The following is a 21,798-nucleotide window of genomic DNA, read 5'->3' as shown; positions in this document are numbered from 1 at the left end:
GCCGTTCCGGCGCCGAGCGTGGAGGTCGCGGACACCGTCGGCGCGGGCGACTCCTTCATGGGGGCCCCGTTCGGTTCCGCCGGACCGGACCGGGCGGGGAGCGCTACCTCACACCCCGCCCGGGCACGTCATCAGCCGGTGAGCTTCTCCAGGATGAGCTCGCGGGCACGACCCGCGTCGGCCTGCCCCCTGGTGGCCTTCATGACGGCGCCGACCAGCGCGCCCGCGGCCGCCACCTTGCCGCCGCGCACCTTGTCGGCCGCGTCGGGGTTGTTCGCGATGGCCTCGTCGACGGCCGCGCCCAGGGCGCCGTCGTCGCTGACGACCTTCAGGCCGCGGGCCTCCACGACCGCGTCGGGCTCGCCCTCACCGGCGAGAACGCCCTCCACGACCTGGCGCGCCAGCTTGTTGGTGAGCGTGCCCTCGGCCACCAGGGCGATGACCCGGGCGACCTGTGCCGGGGTGATCGGCAGGGAGGCCAGCTCCGCCTCCTGCTCGGTGGCGCGGCGGGACAGCTCGTTCAGCCACAGCTTGCGGGCCTCCGCCGAGGGGGCACCCGCCGTGACGGTCGCCTCGACCAGGCCGATGGCGTCGGCGTTGACCAGGTCGCGCAGCTCGGTGTCGGACAGCTCCCACTCGGCCTTGACCCGGGCGCGCTGGGCAGCGGGGAGCTCGGGCAGGGTCGCGCGCAGCTCCTCGATCCACTCCTGCGCCGGGGCGACCGGGACGAGGTCGGGGTCCGGGAAGTAGCGGTAGTCCTGCGCCTCCTCCTTGGAGCGGCCGGAGGTGCTGCGGCCCAGGTGCTCCTGGAAGTGGCGGGTCTCCTGCACGACCCGCTCCCCGGCGTCGAGGACACCGGCCTGGCGCTCGATCTCCGAGCGAACGGCCCGCTCGACCGAGCGCAGGGAGTTGACGTTCTTGGTCTCGCTGCGGGTGCCCCACTCGGCGGCGCCGCGCTCGTTGATGGAGACGTTCACGTCGCAGCGCATGGAGCCCTCCTCCATGCGCACGTCGGAGATGCCGAGGGAGCGGACCAGGTCGCGCAGTTCGGCCGCGTAGGCGCGGGCGACCAGCGGGGCGAGTTCGCCGGTACCGGTGATCGGCCTGGTGACGATCTCCAGCAGCGGGATGCCCGCGCGGTTGTAGTCGACGTTGGAGTGGCTGGCGCCGTGGATACGACCGGTGGAGCCGCCCACGTGGGAGGACTTACCGGTGTCCTCCTCCATGTGGACGCGCTCGATCTCCACACGGAACACGCGCGGACCCTCGGGGGTGTCCACGGTGACGTCGAGGTGCCCGTCCACGCAGATCGGCTCGTCGTACTGGGAGATCTGGTAGTTCTTCGGCATGTCCGGGTAGAAGTAGTTCTTCCGCGCGAACCGGCCCCACGGGGCGATGGAGCAGTTGAGCGCCAGTCCCAGACGGATCGCGCCCTCCACCGCCTTCTCGTTGACCACCGGCAGGGAGCCGGGGAAGGCGAGGCAGACCGGGCACACCTGGGTGTTGGGTTCGGCTCCGAACTCGGTGGGGCAGGGGCAGAACATCTTCGAGGCGGTACCCAGCTCGATGTGGGTCTCCAGGCCGAGCACGGGTTCGTACGTGTTCAGCGCCTGTTCAAAGCTGGGAGTCACCGCGTGGGCCATCGCCGCAAACCCGTTTCAGTAGAGGACATACCTTCCAGGTCAGCCTACCGAGGCTGAGAGGTCCGACGGTCCCGTCCCGTGTGAGGGACGGCCGACCGATGTCACGGCCAGCACACGATTGGGCCGCTGTAGAGACGATCTCCGTCAGTGACGGGTGCCGGACCGTTAGTCTTGATGGCCCAGGTACACGATTCGCCGGCGGGGTCTCGACCCCTCGCCGCCCTTCCCATGGGAGCGCCTGAGCATGTCCGGCATCCTGCTTCGGTGCGCCGCGCTGCTTTCCGCCTCCGCGCTGATCGGCACCCTGTCCGTCCCGCCCGCCTCGGCCGACGACTTCTCCCGCCTCGATCGGGACCCGGTCGCCGGGCTGCCCGTCGTGTTCACTGACGGCGACGAGACCGACACGGCTCTGTTCAGCCTGCGAGTGGCCGACGAGGACTCGGTGCGCGCCTACGCGCTGGTCGCGGACGAGGAGATGCGGCCGCGCACCGCCTACGTCGAGTCGGCGTGGGCGGAGCACCCGGAGTGGACCACCGTCGGAGCGGGAGGCCCGACCCCCGCCAGCCGGGCCAACTGGGTGGTGGGCCACTCGTACCCGAACGTGCCCCTGCCGATCCTGGGAACCGCGTCGGGGGTGCTGTTCCTTGAGGAGCCGCACGCCATCGCGGCCACCCAGGCCGCCCTGTGGAACGTGCTGGGGGGTGAGGAACCGGACCCCGAGGCCAACCACCCGGACGTCCTCACCCTCTACACCCACCTGGTGGAGGGCAGCCTGTCGGCCGGGGACGGCACCACCTCCCGTTCGGTGGAGGTCTCCCCCGCCCAGGTGGAGGCGGTCTCCCCGGAGGAGCCGCTCGGCCCGCTGACCCTCTCCAGCGCGGGAGAGGGCCCGATGCGGCTGTCCCTGCGCGGCGCCCCCGCGTCGTGGCTGGTCGACGCGGGCGGCCAGGAGGTCTCCCAGGCGCACGACGGCGACGAGGTGTTCCTCGACGTGGACCCCTCCGTCCCGGCCGGGGTCGTCACGCTGCACGTGCGCGGGAACGGGGTACCCCTGGAGGAGGGCCGTCTGTTCACCGGCCGCGAGGGGGCCCGGACCCAGCCGCTGATCACCGCGGAGCCGGGCTCCGCGACCAGCACCACCAGCGCGACGTTCACCTGGCGCGGAGAGGAGCCGGGGGAGCGGACCGAGACGCCCGAGCCCGAGGCGGCGGAGCCCGGGGTTCCGCCCGCCCGCGAGCTGCCCCCGTCGGAAGCCGAGGTTTCGGAGAGCCCGACCCCGACCACCCCCGAGGAGGAGCCGGGAACCGGTCTGGCCCTCACCGGCACCTGGGTGTCCGGTCTGTTGGTGATCGCCGGCGCGCTGGTCGTGTCCGGGCTGCTCATCCTGGTCCTGGGCCGTAAACGGCGCGACTGAGCGCCGTGGGCCCGCCTCCGTCTCCGCCGCCGTCGAGCGACGGAAGGGCGCGACCGTCCCCGCCCCGGCAGGAGGGTTCCCCAGCACCCGGGCCCCCGTCACCGGGGCCCCGACCCCCCGAGGGGGACCGGGTTCCGCGACGGCCACCGACCGAGCACCATTTCCGTGAAGCGGCTTGGAAGTGGCGGACCCGATCGCTAGTATCGGGCGGGCCGTCGGCCTTCCCACGGCGCACGCGGCACCCCCCGCGTCGACGAGCCCCGTCCGGCAGGACCGGACCCGGCCCCGAACAGTCATCGCGTCCCTGCCCCGACGCGGTGTGACGCCCACCGGACGCCCCCACCGGCCCCTCCCCATCGTCGAGGGCGCCCGTCCGCGGCGTCCGCGCCCCGCGCGCACGCCCCCAAGGACCTGGGCGCGATCCATCCGGTCACCCCTAGAAGACACCGGGACACAACTTGAGTAACCGCTCCCTCCCCCGCAACGCCCGGCGCGTCGGCCTCGCCGCCACAGCCGCGGCACTCCTCGCCCTCGGCCTGGCCGCCCCAGCGGCCGCCGACGAGGTGGAGACCTACGAAGGCTCCCTCGAAGGCAGGTACACCGGTGACGCCGAGAACGGCCCCACCGTCCGCATGGCCGGCGGCTCCGCCCCGGCCAGCCTCTTCAACCTGGAGCTGACCGACGGCAGCGTCCTCACCACGTACTGCATCGACTTCCGGACGAACATCGTCGGAGGCGCCGAGTACAAGGAGGACGACTGGGCCAACTACCCGGGTGAGGGCTCCTTCGCCCAGCCCGCCAAGGTCCTGTGGATTCTCAAGCACGGCTACCCCCGGGCCGAGGCCGCCGCACTCGGCGAGCTCGCCGGGGTCGAAGGCCTGAGCAACGGCGACGCGCTCGCCGGCACCCAGGCCGCCATCTGGCACTTCAGCAACGACATGGACCTCGGCGAGGGCAACTCCGATGCCGTCGAGAAGGTCTACGCCTACCTCGTCGACAACGCCGAGGACACCGAGCGCGAGCCCGGCGCGGCGCTGAGCGTCACCCCGTCCACGGCCGAGGGCACCACCGGCCAGGTCGTCGGCGAGTTCCTCATCGAGACCAACGCGTCCGAGATCCCCGTCGACCTGACCGCCCCCGAGGGCGTCACTCTGGTCGACGTGGAGTCCGGCGAGGCCGTCACCACCGTCGACGACGGCGACAAGGTCGGTTTCTCGGTGCCCGCCGACGCCGAGGCGGGTGAGGCGTCCTTCAGCCTGGAGGCCACCTCCACCGTCGAGACCGGTCGCCTCTTCCAGGGCAAGGACCCGAAGAAGCCCACCCAGACACTGATCACCGTGGACGGCGAGCCGACCAACGCCACCGCGTCGGCGTCGGCGACCTGGACCAAGGACACGCCCACGGTCCCGCCGACCGACGAGCCCAGCGAGACCCCCTCGCCGAGCCCCAGCCCGAGCCCCAGCCCCACTCCGGAGCCGAGCCCGACCCCCGAGCCGAAGCCGACCCCGCCCGCCGACGACAAGCCGACCCTGCCGGTGACCGGTGGCGCCCTCGCGGGCCTGGTCGCGGCCGGTGTGGCCGCGCTGGGCGCGGGCGGCGCCGCCCTCTACCTGAGCCGCAAGCGCAAGGCGGCCCACGGTGAGGGCACCGACGCCTGAGTGTCGACCCGCTGAGGCCGGTACTCCGGCCAGGCGGCACCGGCGTCCGTGAGGACGGCCGGAGCACCGCAGGGCCAGGAGAGAACCGACCGGGGCCCGTCCACGTGAGACATCACGGGGACGGGCCCTCCGTCTTTTTTGCCGTCGCCGCAGTTCAGGGCGACGGCGGCGAGAATTCCCCGAGTTCGGCTTGGAGGGACCCCGACAGATCGCTAATATCGGACAAGCACAAACCTCTGCTTCTGTGCCTCCGGGCTCTCTCGCAGCCCGAAGCCGCTCCGGCCCCTCCCGGACGCCCCCTCTTCCTCCGTTCGCCGCCGCACGACCCCGGTCCGTGCGGCACGGCACCTCATGACAGGACACGACGTGAAGCACTCCCCCAACCTCCGGACCACCGGTCGCGCGGGTCTCGCGGTCTCCGCCGCGGCGCTGCTGACCTTCGGCCTGGCCGCCCCGGCCGCCGCGGAGCCCGTGGAGACCTACGAGGGCTCCGTGCGCGCCCAGTACGTGGGCAACCACCAGACCGGCGAGACCGTCACCATGAGTACCGGCACGATCGGCACCAACCTCTTCAGGCTCCGCCTGGAGGACGGCAGCGAGCTGATCACCTACTGCATCGACATCGAGACGAACATCCGCTCGAGCGCCTGGTACAAGGAGGACAGCTGGGCCAACTACCCGGGCGAGGGCGCCTTCGCCGAGCCCGGCAAGGTCCACTGGATTCTCCAGCACGGTTACCCGGAGAAGAGCGCCCAGGAGCTGGCCGAGGCCGCCGACGGCGCCAACGCCGCCCGCGTCACCGAGAAGGAGGCCCTGGCCGCCACCCAGGCCGCCATCTGGCACTTCAGCAACGGCGCCACCCTCACGCGCGGCAAGGGCAACGTCAAGGCGATCTACGACTACCTGGTCGACAACGCCGAGGAGCTCCCCCAGGAGCCCGCCCCGACCCTGAGCGTCACCCCGAACAGCGCCACCGGCCAGGCCGGTGAGACCGTCGGCGAGTTCGAGATCTCGACCAACGCCCAGAGCGTCCCGGTCGACCTGACCGTCCCCGACGGCGTCGAGCTGGTCGACATCGCCACCGGCCAGCCGGTCGGCGACACCCTCAGCGACGGCGACAAGGTGGGCTTCTCGGTGCCCGCCGACGCCGACGCCGGCGAGGCGTCCTTCAGCCTGGAGGCCAACGCCACCATCAAGCAGGGCCGTCTGTTCAAGGGCGAGGACCCCGAGAAGGCGACCCAGACCCTGATCACCGCCGAGGACAGCGACGTCACCGTCAACGCCGAGGCCTCCGTCGAGTGGAGCGAGGCCGACACGCCCGCTCCGACGCCCGAGCCGTCCGAGACCCCCTCGCCGAGCCCGAGCCCGACCCCGGAGCCGACCGACGAGCCGTCGCCGAAGCCGAGCCCGTCCGAGAAGCCCAGCGAGGACGACAAGCCCGCCCCCGGCAAGGACGACGAGCCCAAGCTGCCCGTCACCGGTGGCGCGCTGCTCGGCCTCGTGGCCGCCGGTGTGGCCGCCCTGGGCGCCGGTGGCGGCGCCCTGTACCTGAGCCGTAAGCGTCGCAGCGGCAACGGTGCCGACGTGGAGGCCTAACCCCTCAGGTGTCCCGCTTCCCGGGGCCCGCTCCGCGCACCACGCGCGGGGCGGGCCCCTCGTCGTGTTCCACCTGACACGCGCGTCGGGCCCGAAGGTTCACACGCGGTCCCACATGGCTGATACCGGCCATGGCCCGACGGTTCCGTTGTGCGGCGCGCACGCTCCGTGAAATCCTCGGACGACGGACGCACCGCCCCCGCCCTCCTTCACCACCTGAACCGCACCGTTCCCCACGCCACAGGGGGACCACCTCAGGAAGAGAAGTGACGCACGTGTCCCTGCGCCTCCCCCCGCTCCTCGCCGCCGCGACCTCGGTACTCCTGGTGTCCGGACTCACGGCCCCCGCGGCGGCCGACCCCGCCCCCTACCAGGGGTCGGTGCGCGGCCAGTACACGGGCGTCGCCGAGCACGGCCACGCGGTCACCATGCGGGGGGAACCGTTCACCACCACCGCCACCTTCAACGTGCGTCTGGGCGAGGGCGACTCCGGCGGCGACCAGACCCTCACCGCGTACTGCATCGACTTCCGCACCGGGCTCGTCGAGGACGCCCCCTACCGCGAGGACCAGTGGGAGAACTACCCGGGCCAGGGCGACTTCGCCGAACCCGGCCGGGTGAACTGGATCCTGCGCAACTCCTACCCGGTGGTCGACGTCACCGAGTTGGAGGAACGGGCCGGGATGGCCCGCCTCACCGAGTCCGAGGCCCTCACCGCCACCCAGGCGGCCATCTGGCACTTCAGCAACGCCCTCGACCTGGAGCGCGTGGAGCCGAACCCCGAGCTCGACGTCAACGTCAACGCGGGCAACGTGACCCACCTGTACGACCACCTGGTCGACAACGCCGACGTCCTGGCCAACGAACCGACGTCCGCGCTCACCCTCACCCCCGGACGCGACTCCGGGCTCGCCGGTGAGGAGATCGGCGCGTTCACCGTGGAGACCAGCGCCGCCACCATCCCCGTCCGCTTGGAGGCCCCCGACGGCGTGGAACTGGTCGACGCCGAGAGCGGGGAGGTCCTCGACGAGGTCGCCAGCGGCGACACCGTGGCCGTCTCCGTCCCGTCCGACGCACCGGCCGGCGAGGCCGTCCTGGTCCTGGAGACGACGGCGTCCGTGGAGATCGGCCGCCTCTTCAAGGGCGAGGACCCCGACGAGCCCACCCAGACCCTCATCACCGCACAGGACAGCGACATCATCGTCTCGGAGACGGCCGCAGTGGCCTGGGACGCGGCGGGCGGCACACCGCCGCCGCTGGACCCGGAGCCCAGCGCCTCGGCGGACCGGGCCGCAGCCGCACCCGCCCGGGAGGGGCTGGCGCTCACCGGCGGAGCGGTGGCCGCGCTCGTCACCGCCGCACTCGTGGCCCTCGCCGGAGGTGGCGCGGCCCTGTACCTGGCCCGCAGGCGCCGGGCGCACACGCACACCACCGGTACGGAGTAGGCGCGTGGTGCCGTTGAGCCAGCGGCCGGTGACCTGTACTCGGGGCCGCGCGAAGCCGGGAACGCCCGGATGCCGGGGCGCACCGCGTTCGTTCGCGGTCCCCGCCCGCCGCGCCTTGGCTCCGCGCCTAGACTGGTCACCATGTGTGGCATCTCCGTGACCAGGTTCCGTCTCTCCTAGAGGCGGCGGCACCTCCTGATCGAGCCCGTCGCCCGAACACCTCACCCGGGCGGCTCCTCAGTGCTGCCCGGAACACCCCGAGACGACGGAGTTTCCGTGAACACGCACCGCACCCTGTCCGCCGCTCCGCCCGCGCCCGTCGCCGCCCCTCCCACCGTCCTGGCACGACGTGTCGCGCGCCTACGGGAGGTCGCCGAGGCCGACCCCCGCGTGGAGGCGGTCCTGCTCTACGGGTCCTGGTCCACGGGGGAGGCCGACGCCCTCTCCGACCTCGAGGCCTACGTGTACGTCACTGACGACCGGGACGGCCCCGACCTCCTCGGCATCCTCGACGGCCGGGAGTTCGTCTCCCGTGTCGCGCCGGTGCGGATCGCCCACACCAACCTCTTCGGCATCCTGGCCGTGGTCTTCGACGACCTCATGCGCGGAGAGTTCCACTTCGAGCCCGCCGGGACCGCCATCGCGGAGATCGCCTCCTGGAAGGGCATGATCCACTTTCCGGACCCGGAGGCCGCGGTACTGGTGGACCGCACCGGACGGCTCACCGAGGCCGTGCGTCCGCTCCGGGAGTTCGTCGCGCCCGACCCGGTTCCCACCGCCGAACGGCTCGTCGGCGAACTCGCCAACTGGACGCTCATGGCCGCGCACGTGCTGGCCCGCGGCGAGACCGCCCGGGCGCACGCGGCCCTGGCCACGATGGTCTCCCCTCCCCAACTCCAGCTGGTGCGGCTGTTGCGCGGCTCCACCGCGCACTGGCTCACCCCCAGCCGGGCGCTGGAGGCCGACCTGACCGCCGACGACGTGGCCCGGCACACCGGGACCACCGGTCGCGCCGAACCGGAGGAGATGCGTGCCGCGCTGAGGAACAGCTGGGCGTGGAGCCGCGAGCTGTGCGGCGAGGCCGCCGCGCGCTGGGGGGTCGGCGTTCCCGAGGACCTCCACGACGACGTCGCGCGACTGATCGGGTAGCCCGACGCGCACGAACGCCCTCCGGCTGGGCCGGAGGGCGTTCGTCGGGCGTGGCGGGCGCTGCCCGGGGCCGCGTCTAGGAGACCGCGTAGGGGCTGCGCGCGATCAGGGCGCCGTCCCGTTCGGTCAGGGCGCGCTCGACGGCGGCCGCGACCCGGTAGGTACGGTCGTCGGCGAGCGGCGGGGCCATGACCTGGAAGCCGACCGGCAGGCCGTCCTCCGGGGCCAGGCCGCACGGCACCGACAGCGACGCGTTCCCGGCCAGGTTGGACGGGATCGTGCACAGGTCGGCCAGGTACATGGCCATGGGGTCCTCGGCCCGCTCGCCGATCGGGAACGCGGTGGTCGGTGTGGTCGGCGAGACCAGCACGTCCACGTTCTCGAAGGCGGCGTCGAAGTCGCGCTTGATCAGCGTGCGCACCTGCTGGGCGCTGCCGTAGTAGGCGTCGTAGTAGCCGCTGGACAGGGCGTAGGTGCCGAGCATGATCCGGCGCTTGACCTCGGGGCCGAAGCCCTGCGCGCGGGTCAGCGACATGACCTCCTCGGCGCTGCGCGTACCGTCGTCGCCCACCCGCAGGCCGTACCGCATGGCGTCGAAGCGGGCCAGGTTCGAGGAGGCCTCGCTGGGCGCGATGAGGTAGTAGGCGGACAGGGCGGCGTCGAAGCTCGGGCAGGAGACCTCGACGACCTTGGCGCCCAGGGACTCCAGCAGCTCCACGGTCTCGCGGAAGCGCTGGCGCACACCGGGCTGGAAGCCGTCGTTGTCCAGCTCCTTGACGACGCCGACGCGCAGGCCCTCGACGTCACCGAGGCGGGCGGCGTCGACCACCGGCGGCACGGGGGCGTCGATCGAGGTGGAGTCGCGCGGGTCGTGGCCGGAGAAGGCCTCCTGGAGCAGGGCGGCGTCCAGCACGTTGCGCGCGAACGGGCCCGGGGTGTCCAGGGACGAGGCGAAGGCGATCATCCCGTACCGGGAGGAGCCGCCGTAGGTGGGCTTGCCGCCGACCAGACCGCACACGGCGGCGGGCTGGCGGATGGAGCCGCCGGTGTCGGTGCCGGTGGCCAGCGGAGCCTCGAAGGCCGCGACGGCCGCCGAGGAGCCACCGGAGGAACCACCGGGGACGCGGGCGGTGTCCCACGGGTTGCGGGTGATCTGGTAGGCCGAGTTCTCCGTGGAGGAGCCCATGGCGAACTCGTCCATGTTGGTCTTGCCGAGGATGACCAGACCGGCCCCGCGCAGGCGCTCGGTGACGGTGGCGTCGTAGGGGGGCTGCCAGCCCTCCAGGATCTTCGACGCGGCCGTGGTCGGCATGTCCTTGGTGGTGAACACGTCCTTGTGCGCGACCGGCACGCCCGCGAGGGGGCCGAGGTCGGCCCCGGCGGCGCGCCGGGCGTCCACGTCGCGCGCCTGGGAGAGGGCGGTCTCGCGGCGCACGTGCAGGAAGGCGTTGATGTCGCCGTCGACAGCCTCGATGCGGTCGAGGTAGGCGGTGGCGGCCTCCACGGCGGAGACCTCACCGGCCTTGACGGCGGCGCCGAGTTCGGCGGCGGTGAGCCCGATGACGTCGCTCATCTACTCTTCCTCCCCAAGGATGCGCGGCACCCGGAAGCGCTGGTCCTCCACCGCGGGGGCACCGGCCAGGGCCTGCTCGGGGGTGAGGCCGGTCCGGGCCTCGTCGGGGCGGTAGACGTTGGTCAGCGGCAGGGCGTGCGAGCTCGGCGGGATGTCGCCCTGGGCGACCTCCTGCACCTTGGCCACGGCGGTGAGGATGTCACCGAGCTGGGCGGCGAGCGTGTCGAGCTCGCTCTCGTCGAGCGCCAGCCGCGACAACCGGGCGAGGTGCGCGACCTCATCACGGGTGATGGCGGTCATCAGGTGAGAACCGTTTCTTCGGCGGACGGGTGATCAGGACAATCCTATGGTCCCGCCGCCGGTCCCGGTGCCGCTCCCTCGACCGGGACCCCCGCACCGGCGCGACCACCGGTCGGGCGGGATCGGGCCAGCGCCCCCCGGCCTACTGGACGGGCGTTCCGGTCTCGTGGGCGGCCACCCAGGTGAGAACGTCGCGGGCGGCCATCGGGCTGGCGAAGTAGTGCCCCTGCGCGGAGTGGCAGCCGGTCTCGCGGGCGGCCTCGGCCAGCTCACCGGACTGGACCCCCTCGGCGACCGCGCGCATCCCCAGCGCCCGCACCAGGGCGATCGCCCCGCGCACCACCGTGTGGCCGCTGGCGGTGCCGTCGACCAGGCGGGCGGTGAACGACTCGTGGATCTTCACCTCGTCCAGCGGCAGACCCGCCAGCTGGGCGAGGGTGAAGTGTCCGGTACCGAAGTCGTCGAGGACCAGACCCACCCCCAGCGCGCGCAGCCGTCCGACCGCCGCGGTGGCCGCCTCGGGGTCCTCGATGAGGGTGCGCTCGCTGATCTCCAGGACCAGCTGGTTCGGCGGGACCCCGTGTTCGCGCAGGGCGGCCGCGACCGCCTCGGGCAGGTCGGGGTCCAGCAGCTCGCGCACGCCCAGGTTGACCGCCACGGGCAGGTACAGCCCCTGGGCGCGCCACACGGCCGCCCGGGCCAGGGTGATGTCGAGGACCTGTCCGGTGAAGGCCCGGAACAGGTTGGAGTGCTCGACCACCGGCATGAACTCGTCCGGGGTGAGCAGTCCGCGTACCGGATGCCGCCAGCGGGCCAGTGCCTCCAGGCCCACGGGCCGGTCGTCGGCCAGGCTCACCTTGGGCTGGTAGTGCATCTCCAGGGCGCCCTCGGCGAGACCGCGGCGCAGTTCGCTGTACATGCTCAGCCGGGCGGTGGAGTTGCGGTCCTTGCCCGGGTCGTAGCACTCCACCCCCGTACGGTCGGCCTTGGCGACGTACATCGCGACGTCGGCGCGTTGCATGAGGAGCTCGAAGTCGGGGGCGTCGTCCGGGTACAGGGCGATGCCGGTGCTCACCTGGAGGTCGAAGTCCATGCCCTCGAGGCGCACCGGTTCGGCCAGCGCCCCCTTGAGACGCAGCGCCACCTCGCGCGCGGTGTCGGCGTCGCGCACCTGCGGGAGCAGGATGGCGAACTCGTCGCCTCCCAGGCGGGCCACCAGGTCGCTCGGTCGGACGCTGTGGATGAGCCGCCGGGACAGGGTCTGGAGGAGGCGGTCGCCGGTCGGATGGCCGAGGGTGTCGTTGACCTCCTTGAACCGGTCCAGGTCGAGCAGCAGCAGGCCGACCCTGCGGCCGCGCTGGTGGGCCTGGTCGATCTCCCGCCGGGCGCGCACGGTGAGGAGCTTGCGGTTAGCCAGGCCGGTGAGTTCGTCGTGGTTGGCCTGGTGGTCACGTTTCACCAGCAGCAACGCGCTCGTGTAGAGGGCCCCGAGGGAGAAGGCGAACAACGGCACGTAGAGCACCGAGTGGGTCATCGCGATGACGATGAGCGGCGAGAGGCTGAGCAGGACCGCGTTGACGTACACCTGCTGTCCCAGGCCCTTGAACATCACCTGGCGCATGGGGACGCGCTCGTGCATGGCCACGGCGCACAGCACGAGGACCCGGTTGACGACGAACGACGCGGTTCCGGCCAGGGCCACCCCCACCAACTCTCCTCCGGCGGGTACCCACGGGGTCGTGACGATCTCGGGCAGCGTGAGACGCAGGACGGCGTCGGCCACCCCCAGCGAGAGGACGTACTGGGCGGCGTTGAAGGCGGTGCGGTGGGGAGCGTGGCGGCGCGCCACCCCGGCGACGACGGTGGCGACGCACTGGAGGAGGGCGGCCACGGGCAGACCGTAGAAGATGACCAGCGCGAACGTGAAGGGCAGCGAGGTGGGCGCCCCGCTGCCGGGGGCCTGCCCCGGCATGGCGATGGGCCGGAGCTCACCGAGGATCACCATGCACAGCATCACCCAGACCAGCGGTTCCCTGGCCAGGTTGACGAGCTGCTCCAGGCCCAGTTCGACGCTGGACACGCCGAGCAGCGCCGCGCCCGCGACGGTGGACGCCGCCATGTAGAGCCAGAGCGGCGTCCCGACCCGCGGACCGATGTCCCGGGTGCTGATGGGGTCCTTCATCGGCGTCCTCGTGACTCAAGACCGTCATCCCGAATAGGGCTCTGTCCGTATCCGGTGGTGTTGTCGCACAGCTTACGGGGTTTCGTCACCAACTGTCGCACCACGTGAACTATCCGTGAAACGAATCGTCCGGGAGTAGGGGTCGGGGCCCGCGCGGGGCCCGCCCCGTACGGGCCCCGGGAGGCGCCCCCGTCCGTGACCGGGGCCGGGCGCCGCACCCCGCCCCGGTCGCGCCCCTAGGATTCCGGGGCCTCTTCGACGGGGTTCAGGCGCAGCCCCTCCGCGGCTTCGGGACCGGACTCCAGCAGCACCCTGAACCCGGCCTCGTCGAGCACCGGGACACCGAGCTTCACGGCCTTGTCGTACTTGGAACCGGGGGCGTCCCCCACCACCACGAACCCGGTCTTCTTCGACACGGAGGAGGTCGCGCGGCCACCGTTCTCGGCCACGGCCTCCTTGGCCCCGTCCCTGGTGAACCCCTCCAGGGAGCCGGTGACCACGACCGTCACGCCCTCCAGCACCCGGGAACCCGGCTCCTGGCCCTCGTCCTCCATACGCACACCGGCGGCCGCCCACTTCCGGACGATCTCGGCGTGCCAGTCGACGGCGAACCACTCGTGGATGGAGCGGGCGATGGTCGGACCCACCCCGTCCACCGACGCCAGTTCCTCCTCGGAGGCGGCGCGGATCGCGTCCATGGACCGGAAGTGGCGGGCCAGGTCCTCGGCGGCGCGCGGACCGACGTGCCGGATGGACAGGGAGACCAGCACCCGCCACAGCGGCTTGTCCTTGGCCTCCTCCAGCTGCTCGAACAGCTTCTCGACGGTCTTCTTCGGCTCGCCCCGCATGTTGGCGAAGAACGAGACCACCTTGGGTTCGCCGGTCCTGGGGTCGGTCTTGGGCTCGGTGGTGTCCGGGTCCAGGACGTGCGTGCGGATCGGCAGCAACTGCTCGACGGTGAGGTCGAACAGGTCGCCCTCGTCCCTGAGGGCGGGCTCGGCGGGCTCCAGCGGCTGTGTGAGGGCGGTGGCGGCGACGTACCCGAGCGCCTCGATGTCCAACGCCTTGCGCCCGGCGATGAACGCGACACGCTCGCGCAGCTGCCCCGGGCAGGACCGGGCGTTGGGGCAGCGCAGGTCGACGTCGCCCTCCTTCTGCTGTCCCAGTTCGGTGCCGCACTCGGGGCAGTGCTCGGGCATCACGAACGCGCGCTCGGTACCGTCGCGCCGGTCCGTCACCGGGCCGACGATCTCCGGGATGACGTCGCCCGCCTTGCGCAGCACGACGGTGTCGCCGATGAGCACGCCCTTGCGGGCGACCTCCTGGGCGTTGTGCAGGGTGGCGAACTCGACCTCGGAACCGGCCACCACGACCGGCTCCATCACCCCGTAGGGGGTGACGCGCCCGGTGCGGCCCACACCCACCTTGATGTCCACCAGCCGGGTGGTGACCTCCTCCGGCGGGTACTTGTAGGCGATCGCCCACCGGGGCGCGCGGCTGGTGGAGCCCAGCCGCCGCTGGAGGGAGATGTCGTCCACCTTGACCACGATGCCGTCGATCTCGTAGGCGGGGTCGTGCCGGTGCTCCTGGTAGTACGCGACGTACTCGCGCACCTCGTCCATGGTGGCCACGACGCGGTACCGGTCGCTGAGCGGCAGCCCCCACTCGCCGAGCAGGGTGTAGGCCTGCGACTGGCTGGTGAAGACGGTGTCCTCGGACCCGGCGGCGGGCGTGTGGGCGCCGACGCCGTGCACGATCATCGACAGCGGCCGCGTGGCGGTCACCCGGGGGTCCTTCTGGCGGAGCGAACCGGCGGCGGCGTTGCGCGGGTTGGCGAAGGGAGCGTGGCTGCCGTCGGCGGCGATGCGCTGGTTGAGCCTCTCGAAGTCCTCCACCGGCAGGAAGACCTCGCCCCGCACCTCCAGCAGTTCGGGGGCGGGGCGGACGCTCTCGTCGAGCTGCTCGGGGACCACCCCGATGGTGCGGACGTTGAGCGTGATGTCCTCGCCGACGCGGCCGTCGCCCCGGGTGGCGGCCCGGACCAGGCGTCCCCGTTCGTAGACGAGGTCGACCGCCAGGCCGTCGATCTTGAGTTCGCACAGGTAGGCGTCGACCGGTACCTCTGCGGAGGCGCGGTCGGCCCAGGCGGTGAGCTCCTCCGCGTCGAAGGCGTTGCCCAGGCTCTCCATGCGGACGAGGTGTTCCACCTCCGCGAAGTCGACGCTGATGGGCGCGCCGACCTTCTGGGTGGGCGAGTCCTGGCTGACCAGGATCGGGAAGCGGTCCTCGATACCGCGCAGTTCGAGCATGAGCCGGTCGTACTCGGCGTCGGAGACGATCGGGGAGCCCAGGTAGTACCGATAGCTGTGGTCGTCCAGCTCACGGCACAGCTCGGCGTGGCGGGCGCGTACCTCGTCGGGGACGGTGGTGTTGTCGGGCGCGCTCACTGCTGCCTTTCTTGTCGCTCTCACGGGGCCGGATCGGGGGGACGGGACGGCGGCCTTCTCGGGGGTGGTGCGGGCGCGTGGTCGGCCGGACCCGGCGCGGGGCCGGAGACCCCGCGGACGCTACCTGCGGGGTTCGTCCCGCAGGACCCGGGCGCCGCTCCGGGCCGCTTCCAGGGCGGCCCTGGCGTGCCGGGGGGAGGCCCCCGCCAGACCACAGGTGGGCGTGGTGACGACCACCCGGGACAGCAGGTCAGGGCTGAATCCCAGCCGGTTCCACAGCTCTCTTACGGGGTCGACGATAGCCGCCGGGTCCGACATTGCGGTGGACCCGCCAAGGGCGGTCGTGGCGACGCCGGGAGCGGCTTCGAAGGTCCGGGAGGCCGCGGTCGCGGGCGGGTCCGTCGAGGGGACGACGCCGAGCAGGAGTCCGACCCCCGCCTCCACCGCGTCACCGATCATGTCGTCGTGCGCCCGTCCGAGCAGGCGCGCGTTCAGGCTCAGGGCACGGGCCCCGCTGCGGCGCAGGAGGTCGACCGGCACCCCGGCCGCGCAGCAGTGCGCCACCGGAACGGCGCCCGCGTCGGCGATCGCGGCGAAGAGGGTGCGCAGGACCCCTTCGACGCGGACCCGGTCCACGGCGGGCAGGACACCGAGGCCGCTGGCGGTGGGCAGGACGCCGAGGAGCACCGAGGGCAGGGAGGGCTCGTCGACCTGGACGAGCACCCGGGCCCCGGGCACGCGTCGGCGCACGTCGGCTATGTGGGCGAGGACGCCCTCCAGGTGGGACTCGGCGAGGTCGCGGCGGGCGCCGGGGTCGGAGACCACGCGTTGGCCGTTGCGGAGCTCGATCGCGGCGGCCAGGGTCCAGGGCCCGGCGACCTGGATCTTGAGCGGGCCCTCGTAGGCATGGAGGTGCTCGGTGAGCGCGTCCAGGTCGTAGGAGAGGAAGCTGCCCGCGCGGGCGAGGTCGCGGCCGGGGGTGTCCACGACCCGCCACCCGGTGGGCTGGACCTCGACGGGGAGGTCGACGAGGAGGCCCGCGGCGCGGCCGATCATGTCGGCCCCGGCTCCCCGTGCGGGAAGCTCGGGCAGGTGCGGGAGGTCGGGGAGTTCGCCCACGATGGTCCGCATGGCCTCGTCTGGGTCCTCTCCCGGCCAGGAACCCACTCCGGTGGCGGACGCGGCGGGCCAGGGCTGGGGCTGGTGTTGACTCACGTTGCCCAAGGTTAGGGCAACCGGGACCGTGCGGCCCGGTCGCGGGGTCAGGGGGTGCTCAGGACCAGTTCCCCCCGGGTGGTCTCCAGGGCACAGAAGGTGAGGTTGTCGATGAGTTCCGTGGCGCCCAGGCCCTCCAGTTCGGTGCGGCCGTGCGAGGTGGCCACGGCCAGCACCGCGGCGCCGCTGGCCAGACCCGCGCGGATTCCGGCGGGGGCGTCCTCGACGACCAGGCACCGCGCGGGGTCGAAGCCGAGCGCGGCCGCGGCCCTCAGGTAGCCCTGGGGGTGGGGTTTGCCCTTGGTGACGTCGTCGGCGGTGACGAGTACTTCGGGGACGGGCAGCCCGGCGGCCTCCAGACGGGTGCGCATGAGCCGGCGGGAGCCGGAGGTGACGGCGGCCCAGCGGCGGGAGGGCAGGGCGGTCAACAGCTCACGGGTGGCGGGCAGGGCGGTCACGCCGTCGAGGTCCGCCAGTTCCAGTTCCTCGAGTTCGGCGGCGGCCTCGGCCACCTGCTCTTCGGGGAGGAACAGGGCGATGGTGTCCTCCGAACGTCTGCCGTGGGAGACCGCGAGGATCTCGTCCGAGTCGATGCCGTGGGCCTCGCCCCACAGGCGCCAGGTCCGTTCGACCGCTCCGGTGGAGTCCACGAGTGTGCCGTCGATGTCGAAGAGGACGGCGTCTACGGAGATACGCATGACCCCACGCTAGAGGGCGCGGGAACGGGGTCGGTTCAGACGCGGCGGGCGTCCGCCGCGCCTGAGTCGGCGCCCTCGCCGACGGGGCCCGGCCCGGCGTCCCCCGATCCGGGCTCGGGGCGGCCGCGGCGTGCCAGGCGCGCCCGCGCCACCAGCGCGGCCACCGCGACGGCGGCGGCCACGACGACGCCCACCGCCGTCCACGGCGACTTGAGGAACAGCTCCATCCAGGTGCCGACCAGTCCGGCGATCACCACGCCCCACAGGCCCGCCCAGGCGAGCCCGCCCACGAACACGGCCGCGAAGTAGCGGGGGAAGCGCATGCGCACGGCACCGGCGGAGAGGTTGATCGCCGTCTGCATGCCCACGGTGAAGAAACTGAGGGTCACCACGGGCGCGCCGTAGCGGTCGATGCGCCGTTTGGCGGCGTCCAGCTTGGGGCCGAGCCGTCGTCCCAGGCGGCTGCGGGCGACCCCGGCGCCCAGTCCGCGGCCGATCCAGTAGGTCGCGGGAGCGCGCAGGAGGATCACCACGAGCAGGGTGCAGTAGATGACCCAGAAGGGCTGACCCTCGAGAAACGCGAACTGCGGCATGGACCGGACCCCTTCAACACCGTGACCCCACAACTTTGCATTGCCTTACCTAACTTCAGCAAGGGTCACCGGCGAGAAAACGAGTGTTCTATGTCCTTGTGTGACGTTTGCGCACGCTGCCGACGCCCCTCCGTCACGCCGACGCGGCCCCCGCCTCCTCGGAGTCCGTCGAGCGCGCGGTCGACCGGATCGTCGCCGAGCCCAGCACCGTGTCGCCGTCGTAGACCACCACGGCCTGCCCCGCCGCCACGCCCCGGGCCGGCTCGGCCAACCGGACCACCAGCTCCGGACCGTCACCGGTCTCGCGCTGCACGACCGTGGCCGGGTACACCTCGCCGTGCGCCCGCAGCTGGACGTGGCACTCGGTGGGATCGGTCAGCGGGCCGCCACCGCTCCAGACCGGCCGCGTCCCGACGATCTCGTCCACCCGCAGCGCCTCGCGCGGGCCCACGGTCACCGTGTTGTTCACCGGTTCGATGGAGAGCACGTAGCGCGGGTTCGGCGCGCCGCCCAGTCCCAGGCCCTTGCGCTGGCCGATCGTGAACGCGTGCGACCCCTTGTGGGTGCCCACCACGTTGCCGTCCTCGTCCTGGATCGGCCCCGGCCTCTCCCCCAACCGACGGTTGAGGAACCCCGCGGTGTCACCGTCGGCGATGAAGCAGATGTCGTGGCTGTCGGGCTTGTCCGCCACCGACAGGCCGCGGCGCTCGGCCTCGGCCCGCACCTCCTCCTTGGTGCAGTCCCCCAGCGGGAACATCGCGTGGCCGAGCTGCTCGGCGTCGAGCACGCCCAGCACGTACGACTGGTCCTTGCCCTCGTCGACGCTGCGCACCAGGCGACCGTCGACCTTGCGGACGTGGTGCCCGGTCGCGACGGCGTCGAAGCCCAGCGCCACGGCGCGGTCCAGCACCGCCTCGAACTTGATCTTCTCGTTGCACCGCAGGCACGGGTTCGGGGTGTTGCCCGCCTCGTACTCGGCGACGAAGTCCTGGACCACCTCGCGGTCGAACTCCTCCGACATGTCCCACACGTAGAAGGGGATGCCGATGACGTCCGCCGCGCGGCGGGCGTCGTGGGAGTCCTCCACGGTGCAGCAGCCCCGGGCGCCGGTGCGGTAGGACTGTGGGTTCTTGGAGAGGGCCAGGTGGACGCCGGTGACGTCGTATCCCGCCTCGGCCACGCGGGCCGCGGCTACCGCGGAATCGACCCCGCCGGACATGGCGGCCAGTACACGCAAAGTCATAACGCCCTCCAGCCTATGCGCCCCTCGGAGGAGGGCGCCACGCACGAGGCGTCCGGGCGGCGCGCTCCGGGACTCGCCCCGGCCCGGGGCGGGGCGAGGGTGGTGGTCCGGTTCTGCGAAAATCATGGGCATGGCTCTGTTCCGTCGTCGCCGCTCCGCCGACTCCACCGACTCCACCGCCTCCACGGCCGCCGTCACGGCCTTCTGGGACGCCTGGCCCACCGTGCGCTCGCCACTGGCCGAGTCCGTCGAGTCCGACACCCCGGTCTCCGCCGAGGTGTCCGAGCGGGTCTCCGCACTGGTCAAGGCGGTCCACCCGGACCTGGACTGGGAGGTGGGCCGCGCGCCCCAGCCCCAGGGAGGGCTGGAGGACCTCGACCTGTCCGCCGACGTCGACCCCGCCAAGCTCCTGGAACAACTCGCCGCGCTGGACGACCCCTCCAAGCTCACCGACGCCCCCTCCTACGCGCTGACCCTGCGCCCGGGCGCCTCCGAGGAGGCGCGCATCCAGTCCGAGCGCTGGTCCCGATCGGCCCCCGGGGACTCCGAGTGGCGGTTCCAGCCGGTCCGCCCCGCCGACCACGACCGGCTCGGCACCACGGTGCGCTGGGACGACCACGAGCTGGACCTGTCCCACGTGTCCGTGTCCATGCGGGTCAACCAGGGCACCGGCCGGATCGAGGTGGGCGTCTACCACCCCGACAACATGTTCCTGTCGGGCGAGACCCGCCAGGCCGTCGCCGAACACGTCGCGCTGCTGGCCCTGGGCGAGGACCAGTACGTGCGCTGGGTCGGCGCGGTGACGTCGCTGGACGAGCGGCCGATGGACCCGCTGCCGCCGACCTCCATGCCCTCCGTCGCCAAGCAGATGGGCGACCTCCTCGGCGGGACCGACGGCTGGCTGACCCTCCACGGCAGGCTCCCCCTCCAGGGGCCGATCGAGGTCCAGCTCCGCCACCCCGTCACCCGCCGGGACTTCCCCGCGCTGTCCCTCTTCGTCCAGGTCCTGGTGCCGTACGCGGACGCCGACGCCGACCGGCTGCCGCAGGAGACCTCCGTGGTGTCGCTGGCCGACCTGGAGGCCCGGTTGTCCGGCCTGCTCGGTGAGAACGGCGCCCTGTTCATGCAGCAGACCGTGGCCGGGCAGCGGATGTACATCTACTACCTGGACCCGGACTCCGGCGTGCTGCCCGAGTTCGAGAACCTCCTCATGGACTGGCCCGAGGGCAAGGTGCAGCTGCGCACCCAGCTGGACCCCCGGTGGCAGCAGTTCCACCAGGCCAGGCGTCCGTACGTACGCAAACTGGGACACTGACGGCGATCGGGGCCGGGCCGGGTACCGGCCTCGGCCCCGACGTCTGGCGCCCGAGCGAAAACAGGCGTAACGTGGCGTCCCCGCGCAGGAGGATGGTTCGGGTCTGATGGACGGCGTGCTCACGCGAACGGCCACGGGCCGGCCCCGGGTCGCCGCGGTCGGCGCGCTCCTCTCCGTGTGCCTGGTGGGCGCACCTCTGATGTCGTTGTTCCCCGGCGCCGTGTGGAACCTGGCGCTGAGCCTGGACACCGGCCGACCGGAACTGGCCACCCTGCTGGTCACCCCGGTGGCGGTCGGCGGCACGGTGCTGATGGTCCTGTTCGTCGCGGCCGTGCTCGGGCTCGCCGGGATGCCCCAACCCACCCCGTGCGCCTGTCTGGTGGCCGGGACCTCGCTGGCCACGCCGCTGGTGATGGCGCTGCAGTCTCCCGTGTTCCGACCCGTGCCCGGCGACGCCCCAGCGAACGCCATGGCGGTGAGTGCCGTCGTGGCCACCTCGGCGCTGGTCGCGTGCGCGGTGTTCGGCCGGGGGCGGGACCACGGCGGCGTCCTCCCCGGTGTGGCCGTGGCCGCCGCAGGACTGATGATGCTGCCGCTGGCCGCCGAACACACCCGCGACCGGTCCACCGAACAGCGCTCGATCAGTCAGATCCACGGGTTCGGGCACACGATCGCGGTCCTGGACCACCCCCGGTGGGACCCGGTCCGGGTCCACGAGGTGCACGGCGGTCTGCGCATGACCTACGTGGCCGAGGACGCGGACGGCTCCCCCTCGGCGGTGCCCGAGCGTGGGGTGCCGCCCCACGACGTCGACACGGAGCCGCCCCGCGAGGCGCCGACCGCCGAGGACTCGCCGGCGGTCGGAGCGGTCTCGGCGGGCCCGGGGGTGGGGGCGGACCGGAGCGGGGAGAGCTGGCCCCGCGCGCTGCACGTGCTGAGCTGGACCTCGGAACAGAGCGCGGAGGGACCGCGCAGCGGATGCGGATACCCCGGGGTGGAGTGCACCGAACGGGACGAGATGGTGGTGGTGCACCGTGGCATCGACAGTCGGTGCGGACCGCGCCTGAGCGAGGTGCGCGTCCGCCTCGACGACGGGTCGGTGGCGAGTGTGCACCCCAGCAGCGCGGTCGCACCGGAGGTGCTGTTCGCCGTGGCCCGCACGCTGCGCGCCGAGAACGACGGCGAGCGCTCCGCCCTCGTCGAGGAGGTCCTCCGGGGCTAGCTCGGAGCCCGCGGGAGGCGAGGCCCGCGGAGCCCGGGGGAGGCGACGTCCGCCGGGCCCGACGGCAGACAGCTCCGGCGGCGCACACGGCGGTGGCTACTTCCG

General features: G+C 72.7%; 16 protein-coding genes. 7 read left to right on the top strand and 9 right to left on the bottom strand.

The window, feature by feature from the left end; translation table 11 throughout:
* Nucleotides 1-131: 131 nt before the first annotated feature.
* The gene (gene gatB / locus ABZ635_RS04430; protein WP_357758753.1) at nucleotides 132-1,643 is read right to left on the bottom strand and encodes an Asp-tRNA(Asn)/Glu-tRNA(Gln) amidotransferase subunit GatB; all 1,512 of its coding nucleotides are present in this window, start codon (nucleotides 1,641-1,643) and stop codon (nucleotides 132-134) included.
* 244 nt (nucleotides 1,644-1,887) lie between these two features.
* Between gatB and ABZ635_RS04425 the strand changes: the two genes are divergently transcribed.
* From ABZ635_RS04425 to ABZ635_RS04405, 5 genes are all read left to right on the top strand, one after another.
* Nucleotides 1,888-3,057 carry a thioester domain-containing protein gene (locus ABZ635_RS04425; RefSeq protein ID WP_357758750.1) on the top strand — a complete coding sequence of 390 codons (1,170 nt, stop codon included), beginning with the start codon at nucleotides 1,888-1,890 and terminating at the stop codon, nucleotides 3,055-3,057.
* A 458-nt stretch (nucleotides 3,058-3,515) separates the two neighbouring features.
* Complete coding sequence (locus ABZ635_RS04420) at nucleotides 3,516-4,715, top strand: thioester domain-containing protein (protein ID WP_357758747.1); 1,200 nt, start codon at nucleotides 3,516-3,518, stop codon at nucleotides 4,713-4,715.
* Nucleotides 4,716-5,081: 366 nt separating this feature from the next.
* Entirely contained in the window at nucleotides 5,082-6,311 is a 1,230-nt protein-coding gene (locus tag ABZ635_RS04415) for a thioester domain-containing protein (protein WP_357758744.1), read from the top strand.
* Between the two features lie 266 nt (nucleotides 6,312-6,577).
* Complete coding sequence (locus ABZ635_RS04410) at nucleotides 6,578-7,756, top strand: thioester domain-containing protein (protein ID WP_357758741.1); 1,179 nt, start codon at nucleotides 6,578-6,580, stop codon at nucleotides 7,754-7,756.
* A 276-nt stretch (nucleotides 7,757-8,032) separates the two neighbouring features.
* Nucleotides 8,033-8,905: a nucleotidyltransferase domain-containing protein gene (locus ABZ635_RS04405; protein ID WP_357758738.1), complete on the top strand. Its 873-nt coding sequence runs from the start codon at nucleotides 8,033-8,035 to the stop codon at nucleotides 8,903-8,905.
* Nucleotides 8,906-8,981: 76 nt separating this feature from the next.
* Here ABZ635_RS04405 and gatA read toward each other — a convergent pair whose 3' ends face one another.
* From gatA to mnmA, 8 genes are all read right to left on the bottom strand, one after another.
* Complete coding sequence (gatA, locus tag ABZ635_RS04400) at nucleotides 8,982-10,478, bottom strand: Asp-tRNA(Asn)/Glu-tRNA(Gln) amidotransferase subunit GatA (protein ID WP_357758735.1); 1,497 nt, start codon at nucleotides 10,476-10,478, stop codon at nucleotides 8,982-8,984.
* Complete coding sequence (gene gatC / locus ABZ635_RS04395; protein WP_191274162.1) at nucleotides 10,479-10,778, bottom strand: Asp-tRNA(Asn)/Glu-tRNA(Gln) amidotransferase subunit GatC; 300 nt, start codon at nucleotides 10,776-10,778, stop codon at nucleotides 10,479-10,481.
* A 142-nt stretch (nucleotides 10,779-10,920) separates the two neighbouring features.
* Nucleotides 10,921-12,960, bottom strand: coding sequence for an EAL domain-containing protein (locus tag ABZ635_RS04390; protein WP_357758731.1), 2,040 nt, complete (start codon nucleotides 12,958-12,960; stop codon nucleotides 10,921-10,923).
* A 236-nt stretch (nucleotides 12,961-13,196) separates the two neighbouring features.
* Nucleotides 13,197-15,407, bottom strand: coding sequence for an NAD-dependent DNA ligase LigA (gene ligA, locus ABZ635_RS04385; RefSeq protein ID WP_357758728.1), 2,211 nt, complete (start codon nucleotides 15,405-15,407; stop codon nucleotides 13,197-13,199).
* A 120-nt stretch (nucleotides 15,408-15,527) separates the two neighbouring features.
* The gene (locus tag ABZ635_RS04380; protein ID WP_357758725.1) at nucleotides 15,528-16,631 is read right to left on the bottom strand and encodes a methionine synthase; all 1,104 of its coding nucleotides are present in this window, start codon (nucleotides 16,629-16,631) and stop codon (nucleotides 15,528-15,530) included.
* A 38-nt stretch (nucleotides 16,632-16,669) separates the two neighbouring features.
* Nucleotides 16,670-17,320 (bottom strand): HAD family hydrolase, encoded by a 651-nt coding sequence (locus ABZ635_RS04375; protein WP_357758722.1) that lies wholly within the window; start codon nucleotides 17,318-17,320, stop codon nucleotides 16,670-16,672.
* Between the two features lie 35 nt (nucleotides 17,321-17,355).
* Nucleotides 17,356-17,913 (bottom strand): VTT domain-containing protein, encoded by a 558-nt coding sequence (locus ABZ635_RS04370; protein WP_357758719.1) that lies wholly within the window; start codon nucleotides 17,911-17,913, stop codon nucleotides 17,356-17,358.
* A 133-nt stretch (nucleotides 17,914-18,046) separates the two neighbouring features.
* Nucleotides 18,047-19,156 carry a tRNA 2-thiouridine(34) synthase MnmA gene (gene mnmA, locus ABZ635_RS04365; RefSeq protein WP_357758716.1) on the bottom strand — a complete coding sequence of 370 codons (1,110 nt, stop codon included), beginning with the start codon at nucleotides 19,154-19,156 and terminating at the stop codon, nucleotides 18,047-18,049.
* A 130-nt stretch (nucleotides 19,157-19,286) separates the two neighbouring features.
* Between mnmA and ABZ635_RS04360 the strand changes: the two genes are divergently transcribed.
* Together ABZ635_RS04360 and ABZ635_RS04355 are read left to right on the top strand one after the other, a co-directional pair.
* Complete coding sequence (locus tag ABZ635_RS04360; protein WP_357758713.1) at nucleotides 19,287-20,471, top strand: DUF695 domain-containing protein; 1,185 nt, start codon at nucleotides 19,287-19,289, stop codon at nucleotides 20,469-20,471.
* Between the two features lie 106 nt (nucleotides 20,472-20,577).
* Entirely contained in the window at nucleotides 20,578-21,693 is a 1,116-nt protein-coding gene (locus ABZ635_RS04355) for a hypothetical protein (RefSeq protein WP_357758710.1), read from the top strand.
* The last annotated feature ends 105 nt before the right edge of the window (nucleotides 21,694-21,798 follow it).

Source organism: Nocardiopsis sp. NPDC007018 (assembly GCF_040635075.1).
Classification (GTDB): domain Bacteria; phylum Actinomycetota; class Actinomycetes; order Streptosporangiales; family Streptosporangiaceae; genus Nocardiopsis.
The sequence above is the reverse complement of the archived record's forward strand: the minus strand, read 5'-3'. Positions and strand labels throughout refer to the sequence as shown.